The organism is Vibrio sp. CJQ_6, assembly GCF_043106745.1.
GTDB lineage: Bacteria > Pseudomonadota > Gammaproteobacteria > Enterobacterales > Vibrionaceae > Vibrio > Vibrio furnissii.
This window is the reverse complement of sequence record NZ_JBICMV010000028.1, coordinates 191,151-215,069: the sequence shown is the minus strand read 5'-3', so window position 1 is coordinate 215,069 and position 23,919 is coordinate 191,151. Positions and strand designations below refer to the sequence as shown.

The 23,919-nt window shown below is 51.4% G+C and carries 24 protein-coding genes; 8 read left to right on the top strand and 16 right to left on the bottom strand.

The annotated features are described in order from the left end of the window. Positions 1 to 26: 26 nt before the first annotated feature. The 12 genes from vasF to ACF8PK_RS15785 all read right to left on the bottom strand — a co-directional run bounded on the left by vasF (position 27) and on the right by ACF8PK_RS15785 (position 11,887). On the bottom strand, positions 27 to 800 hold the full coding sequence (gene vasF, locus ACF8PK_RS15840; protein ID WP_004727187.1) for a type VI protein secretion system protein VasF: 774 nt from the start codon (positions 798 to 800) through the stop codon (positions 27 to 29). A gap of 2 nt (positions 801 to 802) precedes the next feature. After that, positions 803 to 2,137, bottom strand: coding sequence for a type VI secretion system baseplate subunit TssK (gene tssK, locus ACF8PK_RS15835; RefSeq protein WP_004727188.1), 1,335 nt, complete (start codon positions 2,135 to 2,137; stop codon positions 803 to 805). Positions 2,138 to 2,143: 6 nt separating this feature from the next. After that, a complete protein-coding gene (gene tssJ / locus ACF8PK_RS15830) occupies positions 2,144 to 2,620 on the bottom strand; it encodes a type VI secretion system lipoprotein TssJ (RefSeq protein ID WP_392442301.1) in 477 nt (158 codons plus the stop codon). A 2-nt stretch (positions 2,621 to 2,622) separates the two neighbouring features. Then, the gene (gene tagH / locus ACF8PK_RS15825; RefSeq protein WP_392442298.1) at positions 2,623 to 4,110 is read right to left on the bottom strand and encodes a type VI secretion system-associated FHA domain protein TagH; all 1,488 of its coding nucleotides are present in this window, start codon (positions 4,108 to 4,110) and stop codon (positions 2,623 to 2,625) included. 3 nt (positions 4,111 to 4,113) lie between these two features. After that, positions 4,114 to 5,130 carry a type VI secretion system baseplate subunit TssG gene (gene tssG, locus ACF8PK_RS15820; protein WP_086027303.1) on the bottom strand — a complete coding sequence of 339 codons (1,017 nt, stop codon included), beginning with the start codon at positions 5,128 to 5,130 and terminating at the stop codon, positions 4,114 to 4,116. Continuing rightward, positions 5,094 to 6,863 (bottom strand): type VI secretion system baseplate subunit TssF, encoded by a 1,770-nt coding sequence (gene tssF, locus ACF8PK_RS15815; protein WP_392442295.1) that lies wholly within the window; start codon positions 6,861 to 6,863, stop codon positions 5,094 to 5,096. The genes tssG and tssF overlap by 37 nt, the downstream gene beginning before the upstream one ends. 5 nt (positions 6,864 to 6,868) lie before the next feature. Next, positions 6,869 to 7,306, bottom strand: a complete 438-nt coding sequence (gene tssE / locus ACF8PK_RS15810; protein ID WP_004727193.1) for a type VI secretion system baseplate subunit TssE — start codon at positions 7,304 to 7,306, stop codon at positions 6,869 to 6,871. 2 nt (positions 7,307 to 7,308) lie between these two features. Further along, on the bottom strand, positions 7,309 to 8,784 hold the full coding sequence (tssC, locus tag ACF8PK_RS15805; RefSeq protein ID WP_004727194.1) for a type VI secretion system contractile sheath large subunit: 1,476 nt from the start codon (positions 8,782 to 8,784) through the stop codon (positions 7,309 to 7,311). Between the two features lie 46 nt (positions 8,785 to 8,830). Beyond that, positions 8,831 to 9,340 (bottom strand): type VI secretion system contractile sheath small subunit, encoded by a 510-nt coding sequence (tssB, locus tag ACF8PK_RS15800; protein ID WP_004727195.1) that lies wholly within the window; start codon positions 9,338 to 9,340, stop codon positions 8,831 to 8,833. A 404-nt stretch (positions 9,341 to 9,744) separates the two neighbouring features. Further along, entirely contained in the window at positions 9,745 to 10,752 is a 1,008-nt protein-coding gene (locus ACF8PK_RS15795) for a sel1 repeat family protein (protein WP_392442290.1), read from the bottom strand. Continuing rightward, positions 10,736 to 11,020, bottom strand: coding sequence for a type VI secretion system PAAR protein (locus ACF8PK_RS15790; protein ID WP_143679847.1), 285 nt, complete (start codon positions 11,018 to 11,020; stop codon positions 10,736 to 10,738). The genes ACF8PK_RS15795 and ACF8PK_RS15790 overlap by 17 nt, the downstream gene beginning before the upstream one ends. 423 nt (positions 11,021 to 11,443) lie before the next feature. Continuing rightward, positions 11,444 to 11,887, bottom strand: coding sequence for an Lrp/AsnC family transcriptional regulator (locus ACF8PK_RS15785; RefSeq protein WP_392442287.1), 444 nt, complete (start codon positions 11,885 to 11,887; stop codon positions 11,444 to 11,446). A 109-nt stretch (positions 11,888 to 11,996) separates the two neighbouring features. Between ACF8PK_RS15785 and ACF8PK_RS15780 the strand changes: the two genes are divergently transcribed. Beyond that, entirely contained in the window at positions 11,997 to 12,584 is a 588-nt protein-coding gene (locus tag ACF8PK_RS15780) for a LysE family translocator (protein WP_004727199.1), read from the top strand. 7 nt (positions 12,585 to 12,591) lie between these two features. Here ACF8PK_RS15780 and ACF8PK_RS15775 read toward each other — a convergent pair whose 3' ends face one another. Further along, a complete protein-coding gene (locus tag ACF8PK_RS15775) occupies positions 12,592 to 13,008 on the bottom strand; it encodes a MarR family winged helix-turn-helix transcriptional regulator (RefSeq protein WP_004727200.1) in 417 nt (138 codons plus the stop codon). A 10-nt stretch (positions 13,009 to 13,018) separates the two neighbouring features. Further along, positions 13,019 to 13,945: a CDF family Co(II)/Ni(II) efflux transporter DmeF gene (gene dmeF / locus ACF8PK_RS15770; protein WP_392442282.1), complete on the bottom strand. Its 927-nt coding sequence runs from the start codon at positions 13,943 to 13,945 to the stop codon at positions 13,019 to 13,021. 133 nt (positions 13,946 to 14,078) lie between these two features. Here dmeF and ACF8PK_RS15765 point away from each other — a divergent pair, with 133 nt between their 5' ends. From ACF8PK_RS15765 to ACF8PK_RS15745, 5 genes are all read left to right on the top strand, one after another. Next, a complete protein-coding gene (locus ACF8PK_RS15765) occupies positions 14,079 to 14,924 on the top strand; it encodes a DMT family transporter (RefSeq protein WP_392442279.1) in 846 nt (281 codons plus the stop codon). 78 nt (positions 14,925 to 15,002) lie between these two features. After that, a complete protein-coding gene (locus tag ACF8PK_RS15760; protein WP_392442276.1) occupies positions 15,003 to 16,679 on the top strand; it encodes a pseudouridine synthase in 1,677 nt (558 codons plus the stop codon). 136 nt (positions 16,680 to 16,815) lie between these two features. Then, on the top strand, positions 16,816 to 17,415 hold the full coding sequence (locus ACF8PK_RS15755) for a TetR/AcrR family transcriptional regulator (RefSeq protein ID WP_392442273.1): 600 nt from the start codon (positions 16,816 to 16,818) through the stop codon (positions 17,413 to 17,415). Positions 17,416 to 17,504: 89 nt separating this feature from the next. Continuing rightward, complete coding sequence (locus ACF8PK_RS15750) at positions 17,505 to 18,539, top strand: NADP-dependent oxidoreductase (RefSeq protein WP_392442271.1); 1,035 nt, start codon at positions 17,505 to 17,507, stop codon at positions 18,537 to 18,539. 10 nt (positions 18,540 to 18,549) lie between these two features. Then, the gene (locus tag ACF8PK_RS15745; protein ID WP_222735801.1) at positions 18,550 to 19,170 is read left to right on the top strand and encodes a glutathione S-transferase; all 621 of its coding nucleotides are present in this window, start codon (positions 18,550 to 18,552) and stop codon (positions 19,168 to 19,170) included. Positions 19,171 to 19,228: 58 nt separating this feature from the next. On the opposite strand, the gene ACF8PK_RS15740 is transcribed toward ACF8PK_RS15745, so the two are convergent. Beyond that, positions 19,229 to 20,968 carry a SulP family inorganic anion transporter gene (locus ACF8PK_RS15740; RefSeq protein ID WP_004727207.1) on the bottom strand — a complete coding sequence of 580 codons (1,740 nt, stop codon included), beginning with the start codon at positions 20,966 to 20,968 and terminating at the stop codon, positions 19,229 to 19,231. A gap of 282 nt (positions 20,969 to 21,250) precedes the next feature. Here ACF8PK_RS15740 and ACF8PK_RS15735 point away from each other — a divergent pair, with 282 nt between their 5' ends. Next, on the top strand, positions 21,251 to 21,907 hold the full coding sequence (locus tag ACF8PK_RS15735; RefSeq protein ID WP_158141540.1) for an HAD family phosphatase: 657 nt from the start codon (positions 21,251 to 21,253) through the stop codon (positions 21,905 to 21,907). A 26-nt stretch (positions 21,908 to 21,933) separates the two neighbouring features. Here ACF8PK_RS15735 and ACF8PK_RS15730 read toward each other — a convergent pair whose 3' ends face one another. Then, on the bottom strand, positions 21,934 to 22,653 hold the full coding sequence (locus ACF8PK_RS15730; RefSeq protein WP_143679838.1) for a UTRA domain-containing protein: 720 nt from the start codon (positions 22,651 to 22,653) through the stop codon (positions 21,934 to 21,936). A gap of 211 nt (positions 22,654 to 22,864) precedes the next feature. Here ACF8PK_RS15730 and ACF8PK_RS15725 point away from each other — a divergent pair, with 211 nt between their 5' ends. Beyond that, positions 22,865 to 23,917: an ABC transporter substrate-binding protein gene (locus ACF8PK_RS15725; protein ID WP_004727210.1), complete on the top strand. Its 1,053-nt coding sequence runs from the start codon at positions 22,865 to 22,867 to the stop codon at positions 23,915 to 23,917. The last annotated feature ends 2 nt before the right edge of the window (positions 23,918 to 23,919 follow it).

Here is a 23,919-nt window from a genome sequence, read left to right as displayed (position 1 = left end):
AGCGATTACCTAGCCTTATAATTGTTTTAAAGTATTTGATTGAGTTGATTTAACACGTCGCTTGATTTGCTGTGCAGCAAATAGGTATAGCCGAGAAAGAGTCCGACCCACAGCAGGGCAAAACCGGCAAAAATCGACCAAATCGGCAACTGACGGCTCAGTTTGTATTTGGCGCGCACAACATGGTCGGTGGCACGCGTGAGATCCTGCGGTTCTTCCTCTTCAAGACTCGCGAGCACATCATGCAAACGGGTAATGACCTTTTCACGTTCCAGTTGGCCACCATCCATCACGCGGTATTTGCCTTCAAAGCCCAACACCAAACATTGATAAATGAATTCCAGCAGCGCCTGATAACGCTTCGGTTCGCCTTCCAAACGGCTCAGAATCGTGAATACTTTTTCGCCGCCCCACGTTTCATTGTGAAAACGCGACAACATGGAATGCTCCGCCCATACGCTGGATGCACCCCATTCGGTGCCCATCACCGCTTCATCCAGAAACGCACATAGGATGTAGCGATACGCCATCAAAATCGCGTGCTCAAAGCCTTGTTCAGCCAGCTCAATCTCGATCGCTTTGATCTCTTCAATGGTCTGGTTGTAGATTTGCTCAATGTTGTCGCAGGCTGCCAAAGAACGGACGCGCAGTGACAAGCCAAACAGCGGCGTCGCTGCGTCGATCAACACATTGGGATTATCGCCACGCAGCTGGAACCAGAAGTCCTGATCATGGTTGATCTGCTGCACGTCATCGAAGAGCAAGCTGCTGTATTGGGTCTCTTTTTTACTTAACGCCATGATTAACTCCTAATCGCCCAGAATTGCAGGTCGAGATCATCAAATGCTGCTGCGACGTGGAACGCAAAGCCGCTCGAATGATTCAGCATCGCCCACGCGGGGCTGGTTTTATCCAGCTGGTAATAGGTGTATCCCGCGTGATATGGCAACTGACGAGGCGCCACTGGCAATGAAATCAACGGGATACCTGGCAATTGCAGGGAAATAAGTTCGCGAATTTTTTCCACCGATGACACTTTGGTCTGTTGGGTAAACAAGCGACGCAGATCGTCGAGCGGCATTCGTGCTTTCACCGCAATAATAAATTCGGCGCTGTCCATCAACTGCGGATCGTGCACCGGCGCGACCATCAGGCCGTACTTGCGTTTGTCCAGTTGAATCGAAACGGCGCGAGGCTCCAGCACCACGCTCAAGCTCTGACGCAGATTGCGAATTAAGGGACCAAACGACTGACTGGGCATGTCGTGGTTGTAACTTGGCAACGTTGGCGGCAGACGGCTTTCGTCTGTAAATGTGGCCAACTCACCACACACGGACGCCAAGCATTCAAACAAACGTTCGGGATGCAGGCTGCGCAGCTCTGCCAGATGTTGCATCTGTGGCTGTAGACGGTTCAGGGCTTGCAACAACATAAAGTCCGACACATCGGCAACGCCGCCTTGCGATGGCGCGCTGATCCGCTGCGCAATGTTCTTGGCGCGCTCGCGCATCAAGCCCGACATTTCATTGATGAAACGGTGCAGCGCAGCATTGCCGACCACGTTGAGGTGGCAAGGGATGAAATCCGGGTCCATGACCACGCTGCCGTCCGGGCGTTTTTCCAAAATGCGCGCAATGGCGATGGAGGCAAATGAACTGCGATCTTCTTTTTCCAGCATCAGTTGCATGCGCACCGGCGAGACATCGATGGTCGTGGTATCGCCCTGCACGGTGTGCACGTCACGCACTTCTAAGCGGCGACTGACATAGCGCCCGGTGCCTCGCTCTTCCGGCCAGTTGACCTCCATCAGCGATTCACTGCGTAGCGGCACCGCCAGATACACCAGTTGGTTCGCCAGCGACGCATCGTCGATTTCTAAGGCGTCTGGCATCGCATCTTCCTGCGGAATCCGAAACGCGGTGCCATCGGGCATGATGCCGACCGCGCGTTCAATGGCGATGCGACCAAACGACAGATATTCAGGATTGAGTGACAGCTCAGACACGCCATACAGATAACGGCTGACAGCGGTCATGCGCTCGTCGATGTGGTACTCCACATAACGTTGCTGCTGCTGGAAATGTTGCGGCTTGATAAATAGCCCCTCATTCCAAATGACTCGGTTACGCGCAAACATCTTTTGTTATTCCACCCTATCCAATTTCACATCGTAATCTTTGAAAAACATCAGCAAGTGGTATTCCCTGCCTTTGTTCAGCACTTTGACGGCCTTTTTCCATTCACTAATTTCCGGATCAGAAAAGTGCGCCATCACACCGATGTAGTTTGTTTCTTCATCCACTTCAAACGCATTCACAAACTTGAACTGGCCCGGCATCAGCACGTAGTCGTAATTTTTGACGAAGTTGCTGCGCAGTGATTTTTTATAATCCGCTTTCAGTTGGTCGTAGTCGGCGGACATGAACATCGAATCATCTTTGAGTTCAAACACCTGAATTTCGACCGGAGACGCTTCTCCCCAAATACTGGGGTTGACGCCATCATCAGCGAGTAGACTGAACGTGACTTTCGTCGGCTGTTTCGCTGGCTCGTACGGTTCCGTCGAACTGCAAGCGGTCAATACCAGCAACGAAATCAGCATAAACAGCAGTTTGTTCACGATTAGAGCTCCAGTTGCTTCTCACGAATTTTCTTGTCGTAAGCCTGTTCGAAAATTTCCCAGAACAGCTTTTCAAAACCGCGTTGACGGTTGGAAGTCAGCTCTTGGTAGTAGTTGCAGTACATGTTCCACGCCCACGCTTCATCCGAGGTGGCGCTGGTGTCTGTATTGCGTTTGTAGTGATGGAAGCGGCGCAGCAACACTTGTGGAGAGAATGCGTTCAGAATCTGATTCAGCGCTTCCGAGGTGGCGTGTTGCATCGCTTCGTTGTGGTCGCGGACGTTCTTCAGGCTTTCTGAAATCGCCGCCGGTGCAGAGAGGTGGACCAAGCTCTTGTCGGCATCGTACATGGTGCGAATGGTTTGTTCATAAGACAGCCCAAGGCGCAGCGGGTTATCTTCAATGGGTTGCAGGTTACGGTTCATGGTTCCGAAGCGACCGTCACTCACTTGTTGATGCAGTTCCAGCAAGCCTTTCACACACGCCTGCAGCGACTCACCCAATTCTTGAGACAAGAAGTGCATGCGTTCCATGTCAGTATCCTGACTGAGATCAATCCCCAGCCCCTGCAGCATTGGGCCGGTCAGCAAATGTTTGCCAGCCGCAGAACTTGTGGCAGTGTCGGCGTTGGCAGGTTGCAGACTTCTGGCGACTTCTTCTTCAAGAAGATCCAATACTTTTTCATCCATTGTTAAGCCCTCTGATACGTTATGAGTGTTGATTGGTGATGATGGTGCTGTTGTTGTTTGTTGTGGTGACTGAGGCTGATGCGCTGGCGCGATGTCCGGTTGTGCAACATCGTCTTTACGCGGGCCAAAGCCCAGAATTTTTTTCAATCGAATGGATGACGTCATTTCGTACTCGCTGTCTGCCTGCGGGGTAAATTTCAAATCATGAAGCACCAAGTTCTCTTCCGGCACCAATGCATGCGACTGCTCACCGTCGTCCAGTCGTTCCACATCGCGCAGCAGCGCTTCGGCGTCGTCTTTGGCCTCAAGTAGCGCATCCAGTGCCAAGAGCGGATCAGCATTCGCCGCAAGCGGCGCCTCGTCTTCTAGTGCTTCATCATCGAAGGGTTCATCCGCCAGCAGATCGACCTGATCCGCTTTAAACATCGCATCCAACGGGCCTGCATTGCGATCGTGCTCATCCGCATGACCAAACGAAACTCGTAGCTGATAAGGCCCCACGGTGATTTCGTCTCGATGCTCCAGCTTCGCCAACTGATCTTTACCCAGCGGCATGTGTGAACCGTTCACATAGGTGTCACCACATAAATCACGGACACAAAACGCGCCATCAATCGAGACAATGGCACAATGCTGCGGTTTCACGCGGCCTTGCGCGTCTTTGAGTCGCCAAGTTGCCCATGATTCGGATCCAATGTTGCCGCCATCCGGCGTCCAGTGTGATTGGGCGGTCAAACCCGATTCGAGCAGTTGTACGTTGGCCACTTGAAGGATCAGTGACGTCTGAGTCATTGCGTTCATCTGTTATTGCCTCACTTGAATCAGAACGTGTTGGTCTTGCGCGTTGTCTCCCAGAAACGAAGTCCATCCCAGAGCTACGCCACTATCGGCCGCCAAGCTCAATTTGGGCGCTTCATCTTCATCTAGGGTCAGCTCGACGTCGTAGGCCATCTGCTCACGCAAAATAAATTCCACTAATTTGCACAGCGGTTGGTGTTCCTTACCGGAAGGAAGAAAATCGGCGAAACGCTCGCGCGATAACTTTCCAATGCAGATGACGAACTTACCGTTGCAGTCCATCACCGATTCACCCACCATGCTGTCAACGCCCAGTTGAGCGTTCTGTTGTCCCAGCGACAGTTGCTGGGATTTGTCGATCTGCACCTTGCGGCGCACCCACTGGCGAATGCTCACGTCTTGCAAATCGAAACAGTGGGCAATGATGCCAGCCACCACTTGCGGTGAGCGGCTGCGTCCTGCCAAGGTGCCGGCGTAAGCCAGCATCTTGCACCAGTTGATGGGCGTTTCGCCGCGCAGGTCGGTATCACCCAATCCCACCAACGCGAACAACTGGGTAGAAAACGCATCTTGCGCATCTGGCTGAAAACGCACGTAGTAACGATATTTGCGCCAGATGCGATACACCAAGTTGATCAATCGGTTATTAAAAAAGTCAAAAAATGGCTGTTTGAACCCGCCCGGTTCTTCATTGACCAATTGTTCGATGATGAACCCGGGCAGCGGCGACTGCGCGCCAGACAAACCAAAAAAGTTGGTCAGCATCACCAAACGTTCATCGTCACGCTCATGCAGAGAATTCACATCAGATGGCGAAAACCCCAAGCTTGGGTTGGCACTAAACACCAACTGACACTGACGCTCCCACTCTTCCGATTCAGGGTTGAATTGCTGCAGTTTTTGCAACAACTCAACCAACTGGTAAAAGTTGTAAGCACGTACATCACCAGGCAAGTGCAATTGGGGCACCAGCTGGCCGTCAGCCGTCATATCAACGGCTGCATTCCGGTCTGTGTTCCCCATGTGTACTTCTCTTGGTTACTCACGTTGATGACGACCAATTCGTGAAACGAATTGATACTGGCGTAGAGCGCAAAGAAATGACTCAGCACCGTGCCAAACAGATACAAATCACCTTCCGAACCAAACCCTGCTTGATCAATGTAAAGGGTCGATTGCAGGCCGCGTACGGGTAAGCCGCGCAGCATTTTGTCTACCGGTTGCGATTCGATTTTACTGATGCCATCCATGCGCAGACGCGCCACACGCTCAGCTTGGCGATCCACCAACGCGCGGAAATCGTAAGCCCGCAGCACACAGCTAAGCGCATCTTTGGATAGCAACGACAAGTAGTTGAGTGACAAGTTGGAAATCAGTGTCCACAGCAGGCTGCCATCAAGCACCGGACGCAGTGACTGCGATGGCACGGTGATGTTGCGAAACGTCGCGTAAGGCGGTGAGGTGTCAGTCGGCTCACAAATGTCGCCCACACCCAGCTCCAACGGTAACAAACGGTTGGTGCAAGTCAGTTTGATGGACACCGCTTCATCCACATCAACCGACAGGGTTTCATCGCCGCGAATAAACGACACAAACGAGTCAAAGCCGTCACCGCGAATGCTTTCTTTAATCCGTGTGCGGTAATACAGTGCTTGGCGATGACGCACGCGTTCGACTTCGTGCTGAAAGCTTTCAAATGAGGAGTACACACGCTTCTCGCCGCGTACCCGTTGACCCGCTTGGCTGTTGTCCTGCCAACCCACCACGCTGTCGACGCTAAACACTTCGTAATGCGCCGGATAGCGGCTGGATGGCACAATGCGGTATTCCGATTTACGACCATTGAGGTCGATGGGGTCAGCATCGTGCTCGAAGAGGTTGATCACTGGTGTGCAATAGAGCTGAAAGTTGTCTTTGCGCACACGCACGTCAGCGGGTAATGTTTTGGATAAATGGATGTGCAACGTGAATTCACCGTGCACCGATTTTGGCAGCGCTTGCCCTAAGCCCTTGAGATCAAAAAAGTGGAATGCTTCCGGAAATGACAGGTACTCCTGCAAAATGCGGTAACCTTCGTAAACATTGGTTGGGTAAGGCAATAACGATTCGTCGCTGTGAAAGCCCACGGTTGCAAACGCATTGCGCGGCAGCGTAAAGACGGCCCCATTCACTTCAACACTGACTTTTTCCAAATAGTGATTGAGCCACAGATACAACATTTGCGAACTGTACTTATCTCCGCCGAGGTAAAAACGCAAATCACCCAGCTCGGCATCACCAATTGAAATGTCGCCGTTCATCTTCATTGTCAGCTTAATGATGGTGGCTTCACGCGTGTGTTCCGCGTTGGCATCCAGACAATGAAGCGGATAGAGCGCCACATCGCGGCAGGTTCGAAAATGACACTTCGTGCCAAACACCGGTTTGCTATCCAATTCGGTGCCGCGAGCAATCGTCTGCTTTTCACTGACGCTTTTGTCCGGTGTAAAGGCCACCACGCTCATGCTCGGCACAGGCCGCAAATAGTTCGGCCACAGCATATTGATGATCGAGTGTGTCAGTTCAGGGAACTCATCTTCGACTTTTTCACGCAGACGCGCAGTCAGGAACGCAAAGCCTTCCAACAGACGCTCAACGTCTGGGTCGGTTGTTCTGCCATGCAGAAAGCGCGACAGCTGAGGGTGAATTTCGGTAAATTCTCTCCCCTGCTCTTTAAGAAAAGCGAGCTCTTCCCTGAAATACTTGTCTTGAGTCATGGTGATTAAAACACTCGATACTTTCTGTTTTGATCCAGTAACAGACTGAACTGAACTTTCTTGTGTAATGCATCGCAGTTAATGCTGGCCACAATGTGGAAACGCAGCGTTAAAGGATTGAAATGGTCCGAATCGGCGCGCACCAGTACCTGCTTTAAACGTGGCTCATAGCGTTCCAGACAATGCTGAATCGCCAGTTTGATACGCAGCGACAGATCCATGGTTTCTAAGGTGGCGTCGTTAAAATCCACTAACCCGAGATGCGGCGCGCTTTGCGCACCACCGATTCGTGTATTGAGGATATTGGACACATTACGCTTAACGGATTCGAGTACATCCCATGCATCTGGCCCTTGGGTCAGAGACATGGGTTTAGCATTGGCTTCTAAACGTTCAAAGAAGCCAACACCAAATGCACTCTCTTCAGGTGCAATGTAAGTCATGGTTATGCTTGATCCAGACGGCCTACCAGCGACAGTTCGAAGTTCGCACCCATGTATTTAAAGTGCGGACGAACAGCCAGAGACACTTGGTACCAACCTGGATTGCCTTCCACATCCATCACCTCGATTTTCGCGGCGCGAAGTGGGCGGCGGCTGCGTACGTCTGCCGGCGGGTTTTCCTGATCCGCAACGTATTGCTTGATCCACGAGTTCAGCTCGCGTTCCAGATCTTGGCGCTCTTTCCATGCACCAATCTGTTCACGTTGCAGCACTTTCACGTAATGCGCCAAGCGGTTGATGATCATCATGTAAGGCAGTTGCGTGCCCAACTTGTAGTTGGTTTCTGCTTCTTTGCCTTCCTTGGTGTTCGGGAAGATTTTGGCTTTCTGAATGGAGTTTGCCGAGAAGAATGCGGCGTTGTCGCTGCCCTTACGCATCGTCAGGGCAATGAAGCCTTCTTCCGCCAGTTCAAATTCTTTACGGTCGGTGATCAACACTTCCGTTGGGATCTTGCTTTGTAGCGCGCCCATGGATTCAAATACGTGCACTGGCAGATCTTCCACCGCGCCGCCACTTTGTGGACCAATGATATTTGGACACCAGCGGTATTTCGCGAAGCTATCTGTCAAACGAGTTGCGAATGCAAACGCCGTATTACCCCATAAGTAATGCTCGTGTGATTGGCTCACGTTCTCTGAATAGTTGAATGATTTGATTGGGTTTTCTGTTGGATCATACGGAACACGCAACAGGAAACGAGGCGCAGTCAGGCCAATGTAACGCGCGTCCTCTGACTCACGCAGCGCACGCCATTTGGTGTATTTCGGGCTTTCAAACGTTGACTTGATGTCTTTGATGTTTGGCAGTTCTTCAAATGAATCGATGCCAAAGAATTGGGGGCCAACGCTGGAGATGAACGGCGCATGCGCCATCGCGCCGAGGGCACCCATGTATTGCAGCAGTTTCATGTCTGGCGTCGAAGGGGTAAATGCGAAGTTACCCACGATCGCGCCGGTCGGTTCACCACCAAACTGGCCATAACCGGAGGAATAAACGTGTTTGTACAAGCCAGATTGAGTTGTGTCCGGTGCAAATTCAAAGTCTTCCAGCAGCTCTTCTTTGGTCACGTGCAGCAGTTCAACTTTGTTATTTTCACGGAAATCGGTGCGATCCACGAATAGTTTCAGACCACGCCAAGCAGATTCCATTTGCTGGTATTGCTGATCGTGGAGAATTTCATCCATCTGTGCGCTGATTTTCTTGTCCAGCTCAACCAACATTTGGTCAACCAGAGACTTATTCACCGCTTCATCCAATTGGTTGCCACCAATCAGATTTTCGATAAATGCAGCCACCCCTTTTTTCGCAACATCGTACCCTTCTTCGCTAGGAGCGATTCGGGTTTGCGCCATAATTTCGTCCAGCAAGCTTCCTTCAGCCAGCTGCGGTCTTTCCAGTACCGTTTCAGTCGTAGACATCTTATTGTTCCTGATTAAGATTTAATGACAAAAGTATCAAGTCAACTTAGGCTTGAGTTTCTTCTTCTGATTCACTAACAAGATTGAGTTCTGCCAGCAGTTTCTCGCGTGACTCTTCCGAGTTCAGCAGATCTTGCAGGCGCTCACGGAACGCAGGAATATTACCCAGCGGGCCTTTCAGTGCGACGAGCGCCTCGCGTAACTCAATCAATTTTTTTAATTCAGGAACTTGTGAAGCGACAGAATCTGGGGAGAAATCCGCAAGGGATTTGAAGTTCAGCTCAACCGGTAAATCGGCAGTCTCATCTTCACCCAGTTTGTTCTTCACGGTGGTGGTCAGTTTCAGATTGCTTTCACGCATCACCGCTTCAAAGTTGTTCTTATCCACAGAAACGGTTGAGCGCTCTTCAACTGGCGTCTCTTCTGAATGACCTTTGAAATCACCAACCACTAAGGTTTTCAATGGCAATTCTACTTCAGCCTGTGTATCCCCAGTCGCAGGAATATACTTAATATTAATGCGCTCTTTCGGAGCTACACTTCCTTCTTTAGACATATAACGTCTCCAAATACCTATGCCAGTCGTTGTCGTTGAAATAGCTGCGTCAATATCTGAATTTGCTTTAACTATCAGAAATATCGACACATTAGAAATATCTAAATTTTCTTATTTTAATTTGAGTAAATATAACTTCTTGATAGCAGGCAATTGAAGCATCGCTGGATGACAGCCACACAATCGCCCGAAAAGAATGCAAGTTAAATTCACATTTAAACTTTTTATTTATAAAATGATAAATAAAGAGATTAGCCACTCTCTTTATTTTAATTATTATGAAGCGGGCACATTCTATTCATTTAATATGCGTTTGTTGTACAAAAAAACGCAAAAACATGATCTTCACCCAAAAAATACTTACTTCTCTCACACGTATTATCGGTAGCTAATATTAAATAATTCTAAATATCCCAAAAAAGATCATGGTTATAAAAATCCACACTATTTTTCAGGGAAGATTCAATTTTATCTGCCGCTTTTTCTTGCTCAGCATTAATACGTGGTGTGATTTGTTGGTAGCTCTCAGCCACCGTCGAATAAAGGGTTTCGAGGCGATCCGTTCCAGCCATTTCCATGTACAAATCCAAGTAAGCCTTCGCCAAAACCAAGTCGGTTTCGATGAAGGGATACCCTTCACTTTGGCCACTATAGATAAAGCCCAGCGCAGCGAGCGACGTCAGATCGCCGGCTTGTAACGCCTTTCTGCGCCAATCAAACGCTTCTTTGTAGCGCCCTTTGTCTTCGAGCAAATTAATGTAAGCACGAATCGCAGGCACATAGCCGGTTTCGGCTGCGACCAAATACGTTTTACGCACAACAGTTTCACGCTCACCCGGCATCACATAGGTTCCCGCACCACGCTCGATACGCCTCGCCTGTTCCATTAACGCGCGGGGATGACGAAAGGCAGCCGCCTTGGTGAGATAATATTCGGACCGTGCTTTATCGCGTGCGTGATAATACTGAGCTAGCTCGAACAAGGCTTGTGCCGGCGCAGTTCGCCCTAAGCGAATCAAGGCATCGTGATACTGCTGCTGCCAATCAAGGCGATCTTTTTTACTCAACCACTGCCCATTCAAATAGAGGTGCTGCATCGCATGGCGATTACCGCCTTGCGCAGCTTGAAGCAAGTAATCACGGGCTTCTTGCGGCGTACGGATCGTGGTTTTGTAGTTCGATAACTCCATCGCATAAAGGTAAGCCGCATCGGCATTTCCGCTGTCGGCGGCATGTTTGAGAAACGGTCTTGATTCGACATTTTTGAATTGGGCACGCAACAAACGGCCATTTTCAAACGCCTGTTGCGCCGTTAATGCGGATGCATCGTACGCTTCACCCAAGGCGGTAAAGCTCGTGACGCCAAGGGTGAGTGCCAGCGAGACAAGGCAAGACTTAACCAATGTTGACACTGCTACCACCTTGCAACACGCCACCACAGTCAACTGCATCACCCGCTCTTGCGGCTGGTTTGCCATCAATCATGACACTTGAAGAGCCCGCGGCAATACTGCGCGGATGGGGAGGATTTTTAGGTTTATCATGCGGAGCCAGCGGATCGCCTTGACGGGCCGCGGGAATCCCATCGATTTTAACCGAACCCGAACCTGCGGTGACCGGCGTCGGTGGGAATCCATCATGCGCTGTCCCTATATGCCCAACAACAATACCATTTCCCATAACAAACTCTTCTCTGAAATATAATTAAACACGCCTAATATGAGAAATAGCAAAATACATACCTGTTTTAAGCCCAGTCACTGGTTAAACCAGCACAAAACCAGGCAACTACTTGCCCAGAGCAAGCAACTTATTACCTTAAACCACGCGAAAATTTGCTCACATCGCAACAAATGTCAGAGCAATGACATTTAATAAAGTAAAAACTCTAATTTATAAATACAATCAACACATCTATCACTTAATCGTCGTTTTATGGGAACAAATGTCACTGGATTGAATTTATATCGTGATTAATAACTTCTTATTTTTGAGAATAAACATTAAATATTATTTTTAGAAAATAATATGACTGCGTTTTTATTGAATTCATTCAGTTGAATATAAATTTCTTTTATTATCTTCTTAATCTATATCTAAATATTATTGGCGCTCATCTTTGGGTGAATCCATAACCACCATTGTTGTAATCGATTGCACATGTTGACACTCACCTAATACATCTTCATGAAAACGTTTGTACGCCGCGAGGTCTTGCGTTTCGACGCGCAACAAATATTCGTTCATGCCGGTGATGTTGTGGCATTCCACCACTTCATTCGCAAAGCGCACATGCTCCTCGAAGCTGCGTTGTGACTTTTTCGTGTGGTTATTGAGCCCAATCGAGACATAGGCGACAAATCCAACATTCAGTTGTGGCTTGTCTAACACCGCACGATATCCTTTGATCACCTTTCGGCGTTCAAGTTCCTGCACTCGGCGCAACGTGGCTGAGGGCGACAAACCGACCCGCTCTGCCAACTCAACGTTTGAGACTCGTCCATCCAATTGCAGTTCACGCAATATTCTTTCGTCAAACTTATCCATAACCACCATTAATTGCTAATAAACTCATTCAAGCACAAATATAAACATAAAATTGCGCCTCATGGCCATTACTATCTTTGCATGTTTAATGAGGAATGAGTAACCGCAAATGGATTACAGTCAATGGGGGCCTTTGGTGGCTTTCGCTTTTGTTTCAACCTTTACCCCTGGGCCCAATAACATCATGTTGATGACATCCGGGGCCAACGTGGGATTTTGGCGCACGTTGCCCCATATGTTGGGCGTGACGTTTGGGTTTAGCGCGATGGTGCTGCTGGTCGGTGTTGGATTGACGGGCTTGTTTCAAACCTCACCTTTGTTGCAACAGATCCTGCATGTCGTGTGTCTGGCCTATCTGGTGTATCTGGCGATTCAGATCGCACTCAGCAAGCCAGCCAATCCAGAACATCAATACAAGCCGATGTCGTTTTTGGCCGCAGCGATGTTCCAATGGGTTAATCCAAAAGGTTGGTCGATGGCACTCACGGCGGTCAGCGTTTACAACCAAAGCGCAAGCTGGCTGCAATTACTGCTCATCGCGTTGGTCTTTGCGATCGTGAATATTCCATCCGTGAGCATTTGGACGGCGGCGGGTAAGCAGTTGAGTCACTGGATGACCCACCCCAAGTATGTCCGTTGGTTTAACGGCGCCATGGGCGGCTTATTGCTGCTCTCCACCGTCCCGATGATAGGGTAAGACAAGGTCAGAACTCTTGATTCATCTGAGTCAGCATCTCGACTAACGCCTGATGTTGCGGCTCGGAGAAATGACGAGTGAGCTCTTGCGTGAGCGCAAGGTGCAGTGCGTTGTGCTCACGATAAACATTGTGGCCTTGCGCCGTTAAGTCGACCACAATCGAACGTCGGTCTCCTTCCAGAGACTGACGTTCAATCAACCCGGCCTGAACGAGCTTTTCGACCTGTACGGTGAGTGTGCCCGTGGTAATGCTCAGGCGATTGGCTAACTCTTTCATGCGCATGGCACCATGACTGCCCAACACTTCCAGCGTGTGGATCTGCGCCAGCGAATAGCCGGTTTCTTTCACCACCGACAGTTCCCACGACGACATTTTGTCGTAAAACTCGGTGATCAGGTTGTTGAGTTCAGTCAGATGTTGCATGTGTTTGCCTTTACTTCGAATTCACCTCAAGTGTGAGGTGGTGCAGTTTATCAAACTCGGCCAGTTGCTGTCTAAAGTACGCCGCATCTTTGTTCGTCTCACTGTTCAAGCGGATTGTCGCCGCATAGTGACTCGAACTCACTTTCCACATGTGAATATCCATCACCTCGCCGCCGCTTTGTGCCAGCTTCGTCAACAGCTTTTGCTCATAATTCCGTTCAATGTGCGCATCTAGCAAAATCGGGGCGGTCTGTTTCATCAATCCCACCGCCCATTTGGTGATCACCAATGCGCCGACGATCCCCATGATGGGATCTAACCACACCCAGCCGAGGTACTTGCCCACAATCAACGCCGCAATGGCGAGCAGCGAAGTCAACGCATCGGCCAGCACATGCATGTATGCCGCGGTCAGGTTGTGATCATGAGCGTGCTCATGGTCATGGTCATGGTCATGGTCATGATGATGGTCGTGATGGTCGTGATGGTCGTGATGGTCGTGCAATAAGAACATACTGGCGACATTCACAAGCAAGCCAATCACCGCCACGACGATCGCTTCATTAAACTGAATCGACAACGGATTGAACAGGCGATGCAGCGATTCACCGAACATAAACAGTGCCACCAGCCCCAAACCAATGGCGCTGGTGTACCCCCCCAAGACGCCCACTTTCCCCGTCCCAAACGTGTACTGACGTGAGTCCTGATGTTTGCGTGCATAGCGAAACGTAAACAGCGTAATGCAGAATGCTGCCGCGTGGGTGCCCATGTGCCAACCGTCCGCCAACAGCGCCATCGAACCATAAATCGACCCAGCACTGATTTCAGCCGCCATCGTGATTAACGTTAACAACAGCACGTACAACGTGCGTTTTTCCCCTTTTTCATTGGCATAAGAAAAGGTGTGAGTGTGAGGACAATGAGGTGTTTGCATGATAGATACTTTGATAATCAAATTTTCAAAATAGTAATTAGTTTGACTATCAAAGTAAAACACATTTGTTCCATTTTGTTTTTTCGCCTTAAATGGAGTGAAGATCATTCACCCAACCCCCCAAGGATTCCCTGTGCATCCAGCCCTGCTCACTGTCATCACCATGATGGCCTTTGCGGCCAACTCCATTCTGTGTCGACTGGCATTACAAACACACGCCATTGACGCCGGATCGTTCACGGCGCTGCGCTTGATCTCGGGAGGAATCACATTAGTCGTCCTGCACGCCATGGTCGTGCGCCGCGAACATCGTCGCTATTCGTTGCCGTTCACCCTCAAAGCTGGCGCATCGCTGTTTATCTACGCGCTCTGTTTTTCCATCGCTTATCTGACCTTATCCGCCGGAACTGGCGCGCTGCTGCTTTTCGGCACAGTACAACTCTCACTGCTCGCTGCGCACTGTTGGCAAGGCAATAAGATTCGAACGTTGGAATGGCTGGGGCTGGCGATCTCTATCGCCGGCTTTATCTATTTGATGCTGCCCAGTGCTGAACAACCCGGTTGGATATCCGCACTGCTGATGATCATCGCTGGCCTTGCGTGGGCGGTGTTCACGCTACTTGGGCGCAACAGCGGCAATCCAACCCACGCGATTGCTCAAGGGTTTTGGGCAGCAAGTCTGCTGTGTCTACTCGTGTCTCCCTGGATGATTCATCTGGACGCGCTCTCAACACGCGGCGTGGTGCTTGCGCTATTATCAGGCAGTCTGGCATCCGCCGCGGGTTATATTCTCTGGTATCGGGTCATCAGCCGCTTAACCATGCTGCAAGCCTCCGTTGCACAGTTATCAGTGCCCGCCATCGCTTTGATCGGGGGCAGCCTGCTGTTGAACGAGCCGATGACACTGCGCTTGATACTGGTGAGCCTGATGATTCTCGGCGGCATCTTGTTGGTGTTTGTCGCCCGCAAGCCCGAATAAGCCTCGATGATTCTGCGCTGGCTTTTCTAGGTCAGCTCAGTACAATTCAGCCCGTCTACTCCACTCGATTGTTTTGCTATGTCACACACCAACCGCTGCTTCACACCTTTTCAGGCCGACGTTTCTGCCATCGCTTTGCCGGATCGTTTTACCTTTCCGTTTTGTTACGAGCCGCATCCTTTGTGTGTGATTGCCGCCGAGGAGCTACAGCACCACATCAGCACTCAACAAGCATGGTCGCACCCTTTTGGTCTCGACGGCGATGAAACCGGAGCGCACGGCAAAATGTTTGGCGTCTTGGTGGTCCAAACCCCAACGGGAGCACTCGGTTATCTCTCGGCGTTTTCTGGCCAGTTGGCCGAGCAAAACCACTTGCCGGGCTTTGTGCCGCCCGTGTTTGATCGCTTTGCTGACGACGCGTTCTTTCGCACCGAAGCCAACCAGATTGCGGCCATCAATCAGCAAGTACGCGTGCTGAAACAGAACACACAAGCCGATGAACTGCGCAGCCGCCTTGCCGAGAGTCAACAGCAAGCGGACGCTGAAATAGAAGCGCTGCGTCTGCGCATGATTGACACGCGCGCTGAACGTAAACAGTTGCGTGCAGATGCCGACGCCCATTCGAACGACTCAGCCCCCCTACTGGAACGTTTGGCCAAAGAAAGCGTGGCGGAGAAAAACCAGCTCAAGCAATTAAAGCTGCAGTGGGAGCAACGCATTCGCACCTTACAGGATGACTTAGCGGCGCAAAACGCCGAGCTGCACGCCTTGCAAGAGCAGCGCAAGCAGCTCTCGGCAGCACTGCAGAAAAAGCTGTTTGGCCAATATCGTTTCTTAAACCAGCGCGGTGAGGTGCAATCGTTGAATGATATTTTTTCGCTGGCCGCAAATCCAATTCCCCCCGCGGGTTCTGGTGAATGTGCAGCGCCGAAGCTACTGCAATATGCGTTTACGCATCAACTGACCCCAATTGCGATGGCGGAATTCTGGTGGGGACGCTCTCCCAAATCAGAGATTCGCCAACACAAGAAATTCTATCCGGCCTGCCAAAATAAGTGCCACCCGATCCTCGGTCACATGCTGAGTGGCATGACGCTGGATGACAATCCGCTGCTGAACAATCCCGCCGAAGGCCAAGAGATCGAGATTGTGTATCAGGATGAAGCGATTGTGGTGATCAACAAACCGGCGGAGTTTCTTTCGGTGCCCGGCGTGAACATCAAAGACTCAGCACTGACGCGATTGGAGCAGCAGTTTCCCGAGGTGGAAGGCCCGTTTGTGCTGCATCGTTTGGATATGTCGACTTCGGGGTTACTGGTCTTCGCACTCACACGTCGCGCCAATAAAAGCCTGCAGAAACAGTTTATTACTCGCGGTGTAGAGAAGCGTTATGTCGCGCTACTGAGTGGTGAAATCGCTCATGGTGAAGGCATTATTACCCTGCCGCTGCGTCCAGACTTAGACGATCGTCCGCGTCAAATGGTCTGTTTTGAGCACGGCAAAGCCGCCGAAACTTACTGGCAGACGATCGGCACCGAACAAGGACGCACACGCGTCTACCTCTCCCCTAAAACCGGTCGCACCCATCAGCTACGCGTGCATTGCGCACATGAGCAAGGCTTCAATACGCCGATTTTGGGCGACGATCTGTACGGTGAGAAAGCCAATCGCCTGCATCTACATGCAGAAAGCCTCAGCTTTGATCACCCTTACACCAAGCAGCGTATGACATTTCAGGTCGATCCCGATTTCTGATCTCAGCGCGAGCATCGCCGTTCGTGACGTGATCGCCCGTTTTTGCGCGCGGCGATTCCGCCACTGACACGACGCGCATCCTCATGCCAACAACCAACACTAGACGACTGGTCTAATTATCACTATATTTCACCTCATGAACGCAAAAACACACGATACACGACAACATATTCTAGAAGTCGGTTACCAACTGGTGGTGAACCGAGGCTTTACCTGTGTCGGCTTGTCGGAGCTGCTGAAAAGCGCCGATGTACCTAAGGGGTCGTTTTATCATTACTTCAAGTCCAAAGAGCAGTTTGGCGAGGCATTGATTGAGGCCTACTTTGCCCATTACCTCGACAAACTCGACGCCCTGTTCAACGGCAATGGCGGGACTCACTATCAGAAATTGATGCGGTACTGGCATTTCTGGACAGAGCAAAACAGCTGCAATTGCTCCGCCGGAAAATGTCTGGTGGTCAAATTGGCAGGAGAAGTCGCCGATCTGTCTGAACCGATGCGTCTGGCACTGCTCAAAGGCACCAACGCCATCACGGTCCGCGTGGCCGAATGTATTGAGCAAGGGATCCAAACGGGTGAATTGCACGTACAAAATAGCCAGCTCACGTCCGAGTTACTCTACAATCTATGGATTGGGGCGAGCTTGCTGAACAAAATTCGCCAAGATGACATCAGTCTACAGCAGGCGTTACTGGCCACCGAGCAATTGCTCAAAGGCAATCCGCTCAACGGATAAACACCATTCAAGACCGCTATCTCGATAGCGGATTTTTTGCCACGAAAACTAGACGACTGGTCTAATTGAAACACAAAAGGAAACCAGAAATGACTGAACTGATGAACCAACGCATCGTGCTTGCTTCACGTCCGGTTGGCGCCCCAACTGAACAAGACTTCCGCTTGGAAACCGTCATGCAACCGCAGCCGGGTGAGGGCGAAGTATTGCTGCGCACCATTTATCTGTCACTGGATCCGTATATGCGCGGCCGCATGAGCGATGCCAAGTCTTACGCCGATCCCGTCGCGCTCAATGCCGTGATGGTTGGCGGCACCGTGTGTCAGGTCGAAGTGTCCCATCACCCTGATTTTGCCGTGGGTGAATGGGTATTGGCTTACACCGGCTGGCAACGCTACGCCATTTCCAACGGCGACGGCCTGTTAAAACTGGGCGCTCAACCGACGCACCCTTCGTTTGCGCTTGGCATCATGGGCATGCCCGGCTTTACCGCCTACATGGGGCTACTGGATATTGGCCAACCCAAAGCGGGTGAAACCATTGTGGTCGCGGCCGCCACAGGGCCGGTCGGCGCGACCGTGGGTCAAATTGGCAAAATCAAAGGCTGCCGCGTGGTTGGCGTGGCGGGCGGCGAAGACAAATGTCGCCATGCGGTTGACGTGCTGGGCTTTGATGCCTGTATTGACCACAAAGCCGATGATTTCGCAGAGCAGTTGGCACAAGCTTGCCCGCAAGGCATTGATGTCTACTTTGAAAACGTGGGTGGCAAAGTGTTTGATGCGGTCATGCCGCTGCTCAACACCAAAGCACGTATTCCGTTGTGCGGCTTGGTGTCGCAATACAACGCTACTGCGTTGCCGGAAGGCCCCGATCGCCTGTCGAGCCTCATGGGCATGCTGCTGGTCAAACGCATCAAAATGCAGGGCTTTATTATTTTCGATGACTACGGCCATCGTTACAACGAGTTTGCCCAAGACATGAGCCAATGGTTGGCTGAGGGCAAAATGCAATACCGCGAGCAGATCGTACAAGGACTGGCGCAAGCGCCAACCGCGTTCATGGGTCTGCTGGAAGGGAAGAACTTCGGCAAGCTGGTGATCGAAGTCAACACACCGCTATCATAAGGAGCCCACAATGATCACATTACACCACCTGAACCAATCACGTTCCAAGCGCATCATCTGGTTGCTAGAAGAGCTGGGCGTCGACTATCAAGTTGTTCCCTATCAACGCGATGCCGTGACCTTTCTGGCACCACCAGAGCTCAAAGCGGTTCACCCGCTGGGCAAATCACCGGTGATTGAAATCGACGGACGCGTGATCGCCGAATCAGGCGCGATCACGGAATACCTGATTGAACGCTTTGCCGCGGAACGTCTGGCCCCCGCACGGGACAGCGCCGAGTACATCGACTACCTGCAATGGCTGCATTTTGCCGAAAGCTCAGGCATCCTGCCGCTGCTGCTCAAACTGTTCTTAGCCAAAGACGGGGCCAAAACGCAGTTTTTAGAAGGCTATGCCAACAGTGAAGCGGCAAAAGTCTTGGGCTATGTGAATGCGCAACTCGAAGGCAAACGCTACTTGGTGGCCGACAAACTGACCGGCGCAGACATCATGATGTCATTTATTGCCGAAGGTGTCCACGCCAGCGGCATGTTGGAGCATTTCCCTCACATCAAAACCTATTGGGCGGGCTTGGCAACGCTGCCGGGCTATCAAAAAGCCAATCATACGGAAGCGTCGCTCAGCGTTTGATGATGAAACCAGCGCGATGAAAAAAGCCTGCCAATCGGCAGGCTTTTGATGCTTGAACTTACGCCACTTCGGGCACCGGTTTGGGCAGCGCGTCGGCTTCCGGCTCTTTCTGAACCGGCGGCACTTGCCCCTCTTCCACCGCTTGTTGGTAACATCCACTGAGTTTGATCGCCAAATACATATCAGCACGCAGCACCAAACCGCCGTCGCCGACCGGCACACCGCTCAACTCACACCATTGACGCATACTGCGCTTACGTCCGGCCAGAATTAAACGAATACCGCGTTTTTTCAGGATGTTCTGCACATCCGCCAACATCGCCATTACGCTCAAATCGAGGTGCGTAAAGCTCGCCACCGCATCAATCACCACACAGTCGACGCTGGAATCGCTGGTTTCCACCAATTCCAATAGACGACGCTTGAAGTACGGCGCATTGAAATACGTCAGCGGCGAGTTAAAACGATACAGCATCAAGCCAGGAATTGGCGTGGCTTTGCCGGTGCCATCCACGGTGCGAATCGTCCCGTCTTTATCCAGCCCCAAACGTTGATCGCTCGGTCGCATCACCACGCGTAAGAACTGGAACAATCCAAGCAACACCGCCAGCGTGATACCGGGGATCACGCCGACAATCAGCACAGCAATAAAGGTCACCGACGCCAAATAAAACGCATCTTTATCGCGCTTTCTCAGCCCCCACAACCCTTTGAGATCCAGCAGCGAGGTCGAGGCAATGATCAACACCACACCCAATGCAGCCGTTGGAATGTACTGCAGCGGACGATAAAGGAAGATCGCCACCAATCCGATCACCACCGCTGCAATCACCGAAACCAACTGCGATTTACCGCCATTGGCGTCGTTCACCGCGGTGCGTGAATCGGCACCACTGATAGCAAAGCCTTGTGAAAATGCCGACGCTAAGTTGGCAATCCCCAGCGCTCGAAACTCTTTGTCCGCATCAATATCGTAGCCATTTTTGGCCGCAAAACTGCGCGCGGTCAGCATCATACTCACAAAGCTCACCATCGCTAAGTTGAGTGCAGGAACCACCAATTCACGGCTGATCCCGATGTCAAACGTCGGGGTTTGAAACGCCGGTAAGCCGCCCTGAATCAAGCCAACCACGTTCACGCCTTGGCTATCCAATTGGGTCGCCCACACCAAGATGCCTGCTGAGATGATCGCCAGCATCGCCGCCGGCCACGATGGGCGAAAACGCTTGGCGGCAAAATAGACAGCCACCGTCAGCACACTGACCACCACGGTTTGCCAATGCACGTCAAACAAGCGCTGCGGCGCTTCCGCCAAACGTTCCAACAAGTAGCTCTGCTCATACTTCACGCCGAACACTTTACTCAACTGCCCCACGATGATGGTCAACGCCACCCCGTTGAGCAGCCCCATCAGGATTGGACGCGAAAGAAAATCGGCCAAAATACCGAGACGGAACTTACTGGCGAGAATACACCAGATGCCCATCATCGCGGTCATGGTCATGACCAGTTGCCAATGCTTGGTTGGGTCGCCCGCGGCCAACGGTGCCACCACCGCCGCAACCACCGCACAGGTCGCAGCATCGGGGCCGACAATCAACTGGCGCGAGGTACCAAACAGCGCGTACACCAGCATCGGTGCCACACACGAATACAACCCGACAATCGCCGACACCCCGGTTAATTGCGCATACGCAATCGCCACGGGCAGGGCCACTGCCACAACAGAAAATGCCGCTCGCACGTCATCGACCAGCCAAGCGCGCTCATAGTGTTTAAACTGATACAATCCCGGCATCCACTGCCGAATCCACGCCGATTTCAACTTCACTTCACCTCTAACTCATGTTTTGCGCCTGCAAAACGACTCACTTAAGCATAACTCAAGAACCGCAAACTCTCGCTGCTAATTTGCTGATTTTACAAAGGATTGATTTTCGCTCAGCGAATGAGCACAGTCGTGCATTTTTACCATGTTGGCCACGTGAGAAAAGTGACGCCAAACAAGAAAAAAGTCGCCGCACCCCTGCGCTTTGTGTGACAATGATCCGCTAATTCGCCCCTCAACGATATGAACCCCATGAACTTCCAAGCTGCTATTTTCGACATGGATGGGCTGCTGCTCGACACCGAGCGCGTCTGTATAGAAATTTTTGAACAAGCCTGCCAAGCGGTCGGCGTGCCGTTTTTACGTGATTTGTATTTGTCGGTGATTGGTCGCAATGCCGCCGGGATTGAAGCCACGCTGCGCGCGGGATACGGGCCGGATCTCGATTACATGCAACTGCACAATGAGTGGCGCACTCGCTATAACGCCGTGGTGAAACATCAAGCGATTCCCGTCAAACAAGGCGTGATTGAATTGCTGGAATGGCTGAAAGCAGAGCACATTCCAACCGCTGTAGCGACCTCAACTCAGCGGGATGTGGCGAGCATTAAGCTGCGCCTTTCGGGGCTGGATCGCTATTTCGATTCCGTGGCGACCGGTTGCGAAGTCAGCCAAGGCAAACCGCACCCAGAAATCTATTTGCTGGCGGCCAGTCGCCTCGACGTTGCACCAGCGCAGTGTCTGGCGTTTGAAGATTCTAACAATGGCGTGCGCTCGGCAGTCGCCGCGAAGATGATTGCCTATCAGATTCCAGATTTGGTCATGCCCAGTGACGACGTGGTGGCTTTGGGGCATCGTATTCGCCCAACCCTCAGCGACGTGCTAGAGGAACTAAAAGCGAGTCGTTAACTTGCCTTGGCGATGTGTGGCGACGCTCAGTCGCCACAACTGTCGATGGTGATCACCACCGAATCGGGTCGCCAATATTCAAATTCACAATCCATGATCGTCCCATCCTGTTTGTAATTCACTCGACAAATTTTCAGCACCGGCTGCCCCGTAGCAAGATTAAGCGCTTTCGCCACATGCGATGGCGCGGCGGTCGGAATGACGTCAAAACGCGAACGCTGAGTGCGGTAACCATATTTTTCCGCGTACAAACCAGTCAAAGACCCGTGCAGATTCTCCTGCAAAATGTTGGGAAACAGACGCGCAATCAGGCAGTTTTCGACAAACAACACCGCGCGCCCGTCGATGTAGCGCAAGCGCTCGATAATATGAATCGGCGTAATGCGTTCGATCTGCATCGCTTTGGCATACTCGCGCGAGGCCATCACACTGCGCACATTGAGCACTTTGGTTTCCGCGATGCGGTCTTGCTCACGCACCATCTGATGAAAATGCGAACGCGACAGCGGGTTGTAACGCACCCGTTCTGGCGATACAAACCAACCGCGGCGCTCTTCACGATAAATCAGCCCTTCAGTTTCGAGCGACACCAACGCGTCTTTGATGGTAATGCGCGTCGTTTCGAACAGCTCACTCAATTCACGCTCCGACGGCAATTTTTGCCGGTCGTTCATGATGCCGCCACAAATCTGCTCACGCAGGGTGGATTTTATTTTTCCCAGTTGGGTCGTCGCCTGTAGCTTCATCCTGATCTAGTCCAATACGGTCTCTCTTTTTTCAGACTAATCAACGCACATAACAAATTTATTACAGCTAACCCACTGTTAATCAAAGACAACTGAAACATAACTGCCATAAAACTAACGAAAAAGCGTCATCTGGATGAACCCAAAACGTCACATTCGCTGCCTAGGATAAAAATCAAACTTACTGACCTAGTCCAGAAGGATGGAGACCATGAAAACGTTACTGACCAGTGCAACGCTGCTTGCGACCACGCTCGCAATGCCCGCTTTCGCCCAAGACGGCGATATTCAATCGCTGATCGATGCCGCCAAAAAAGAAGGCGCTGTTTACAGCGTCGGCATGCCGGGAAGTTGGGCAAACTGGAAAGACACTTGGAATGACTTGAACACCCATTACGGCCTGACTCATCAGGACACCGACATGAGTTCAGCGCAGGAAATTGCCAAGTTCGAAGCGGAAAAGAAAAACGCGACTGCCGATATCGGTGATGTCGGCTTCGCCTTTGCCCGCGTTGCGGTCAAAAAGGGCGTCACTCAGCCGTATAAACCGACCACGTGGAGCGACATTCCCAACTGGGCCAAAGATAAAGATGGCCACTGGGCACTCGCTTACACCGGCACAATTGCATTTATCACCAACAACAATCTGGTCAAGCAAGCGCCAACCTCTTGGGCTGATCTGCTCAACGGCCAATACAAAGTGACCGTGGGTGATGTCGGTGTTGCGGCTCAGGCCAATAACGCGGTACTCGCAGCCGCATTTGCCAACGGCGGTGATGAAAGCAACCTGAAACCAGCGCTGGATTTCTTCTCGAAACTAGCGAAACAAGGCCGCCTGTCGTTCACCGACCCAAGCCTGGCTAATCTGGAAAAAGGAGAAGTGGAAGTCGCGATCATGTGGGACTTTAACGCGCTGAACTACCGCGACCAGATTGATCGCAGCCGCTTTACGGTCACCATTCCGCAAGACGGTTCGGTGATTTCTGGCTACACCACCCTCATCAATAAATACGCGAAGAATCCGAATGCGGCCAAGCTGGCGCGTGAGTACATCTTCAGTGACCAAGGCCAAATCAACCTAGCACAAGGTTACGCACGTCCGATTCGCAGCAACATTGAGCTGCCAGAATCAGTCAAAGCGAAACTGCTGGCCAACGATCAGTACCAGAATGTCCACCCGGTCACGGACTTCAATGCCTGGGAAAAATCCGCCCGCAAACTGCCGCGTCAGTGGCAAGAAAACGTCCTCATCCACCAGCAGTAAGA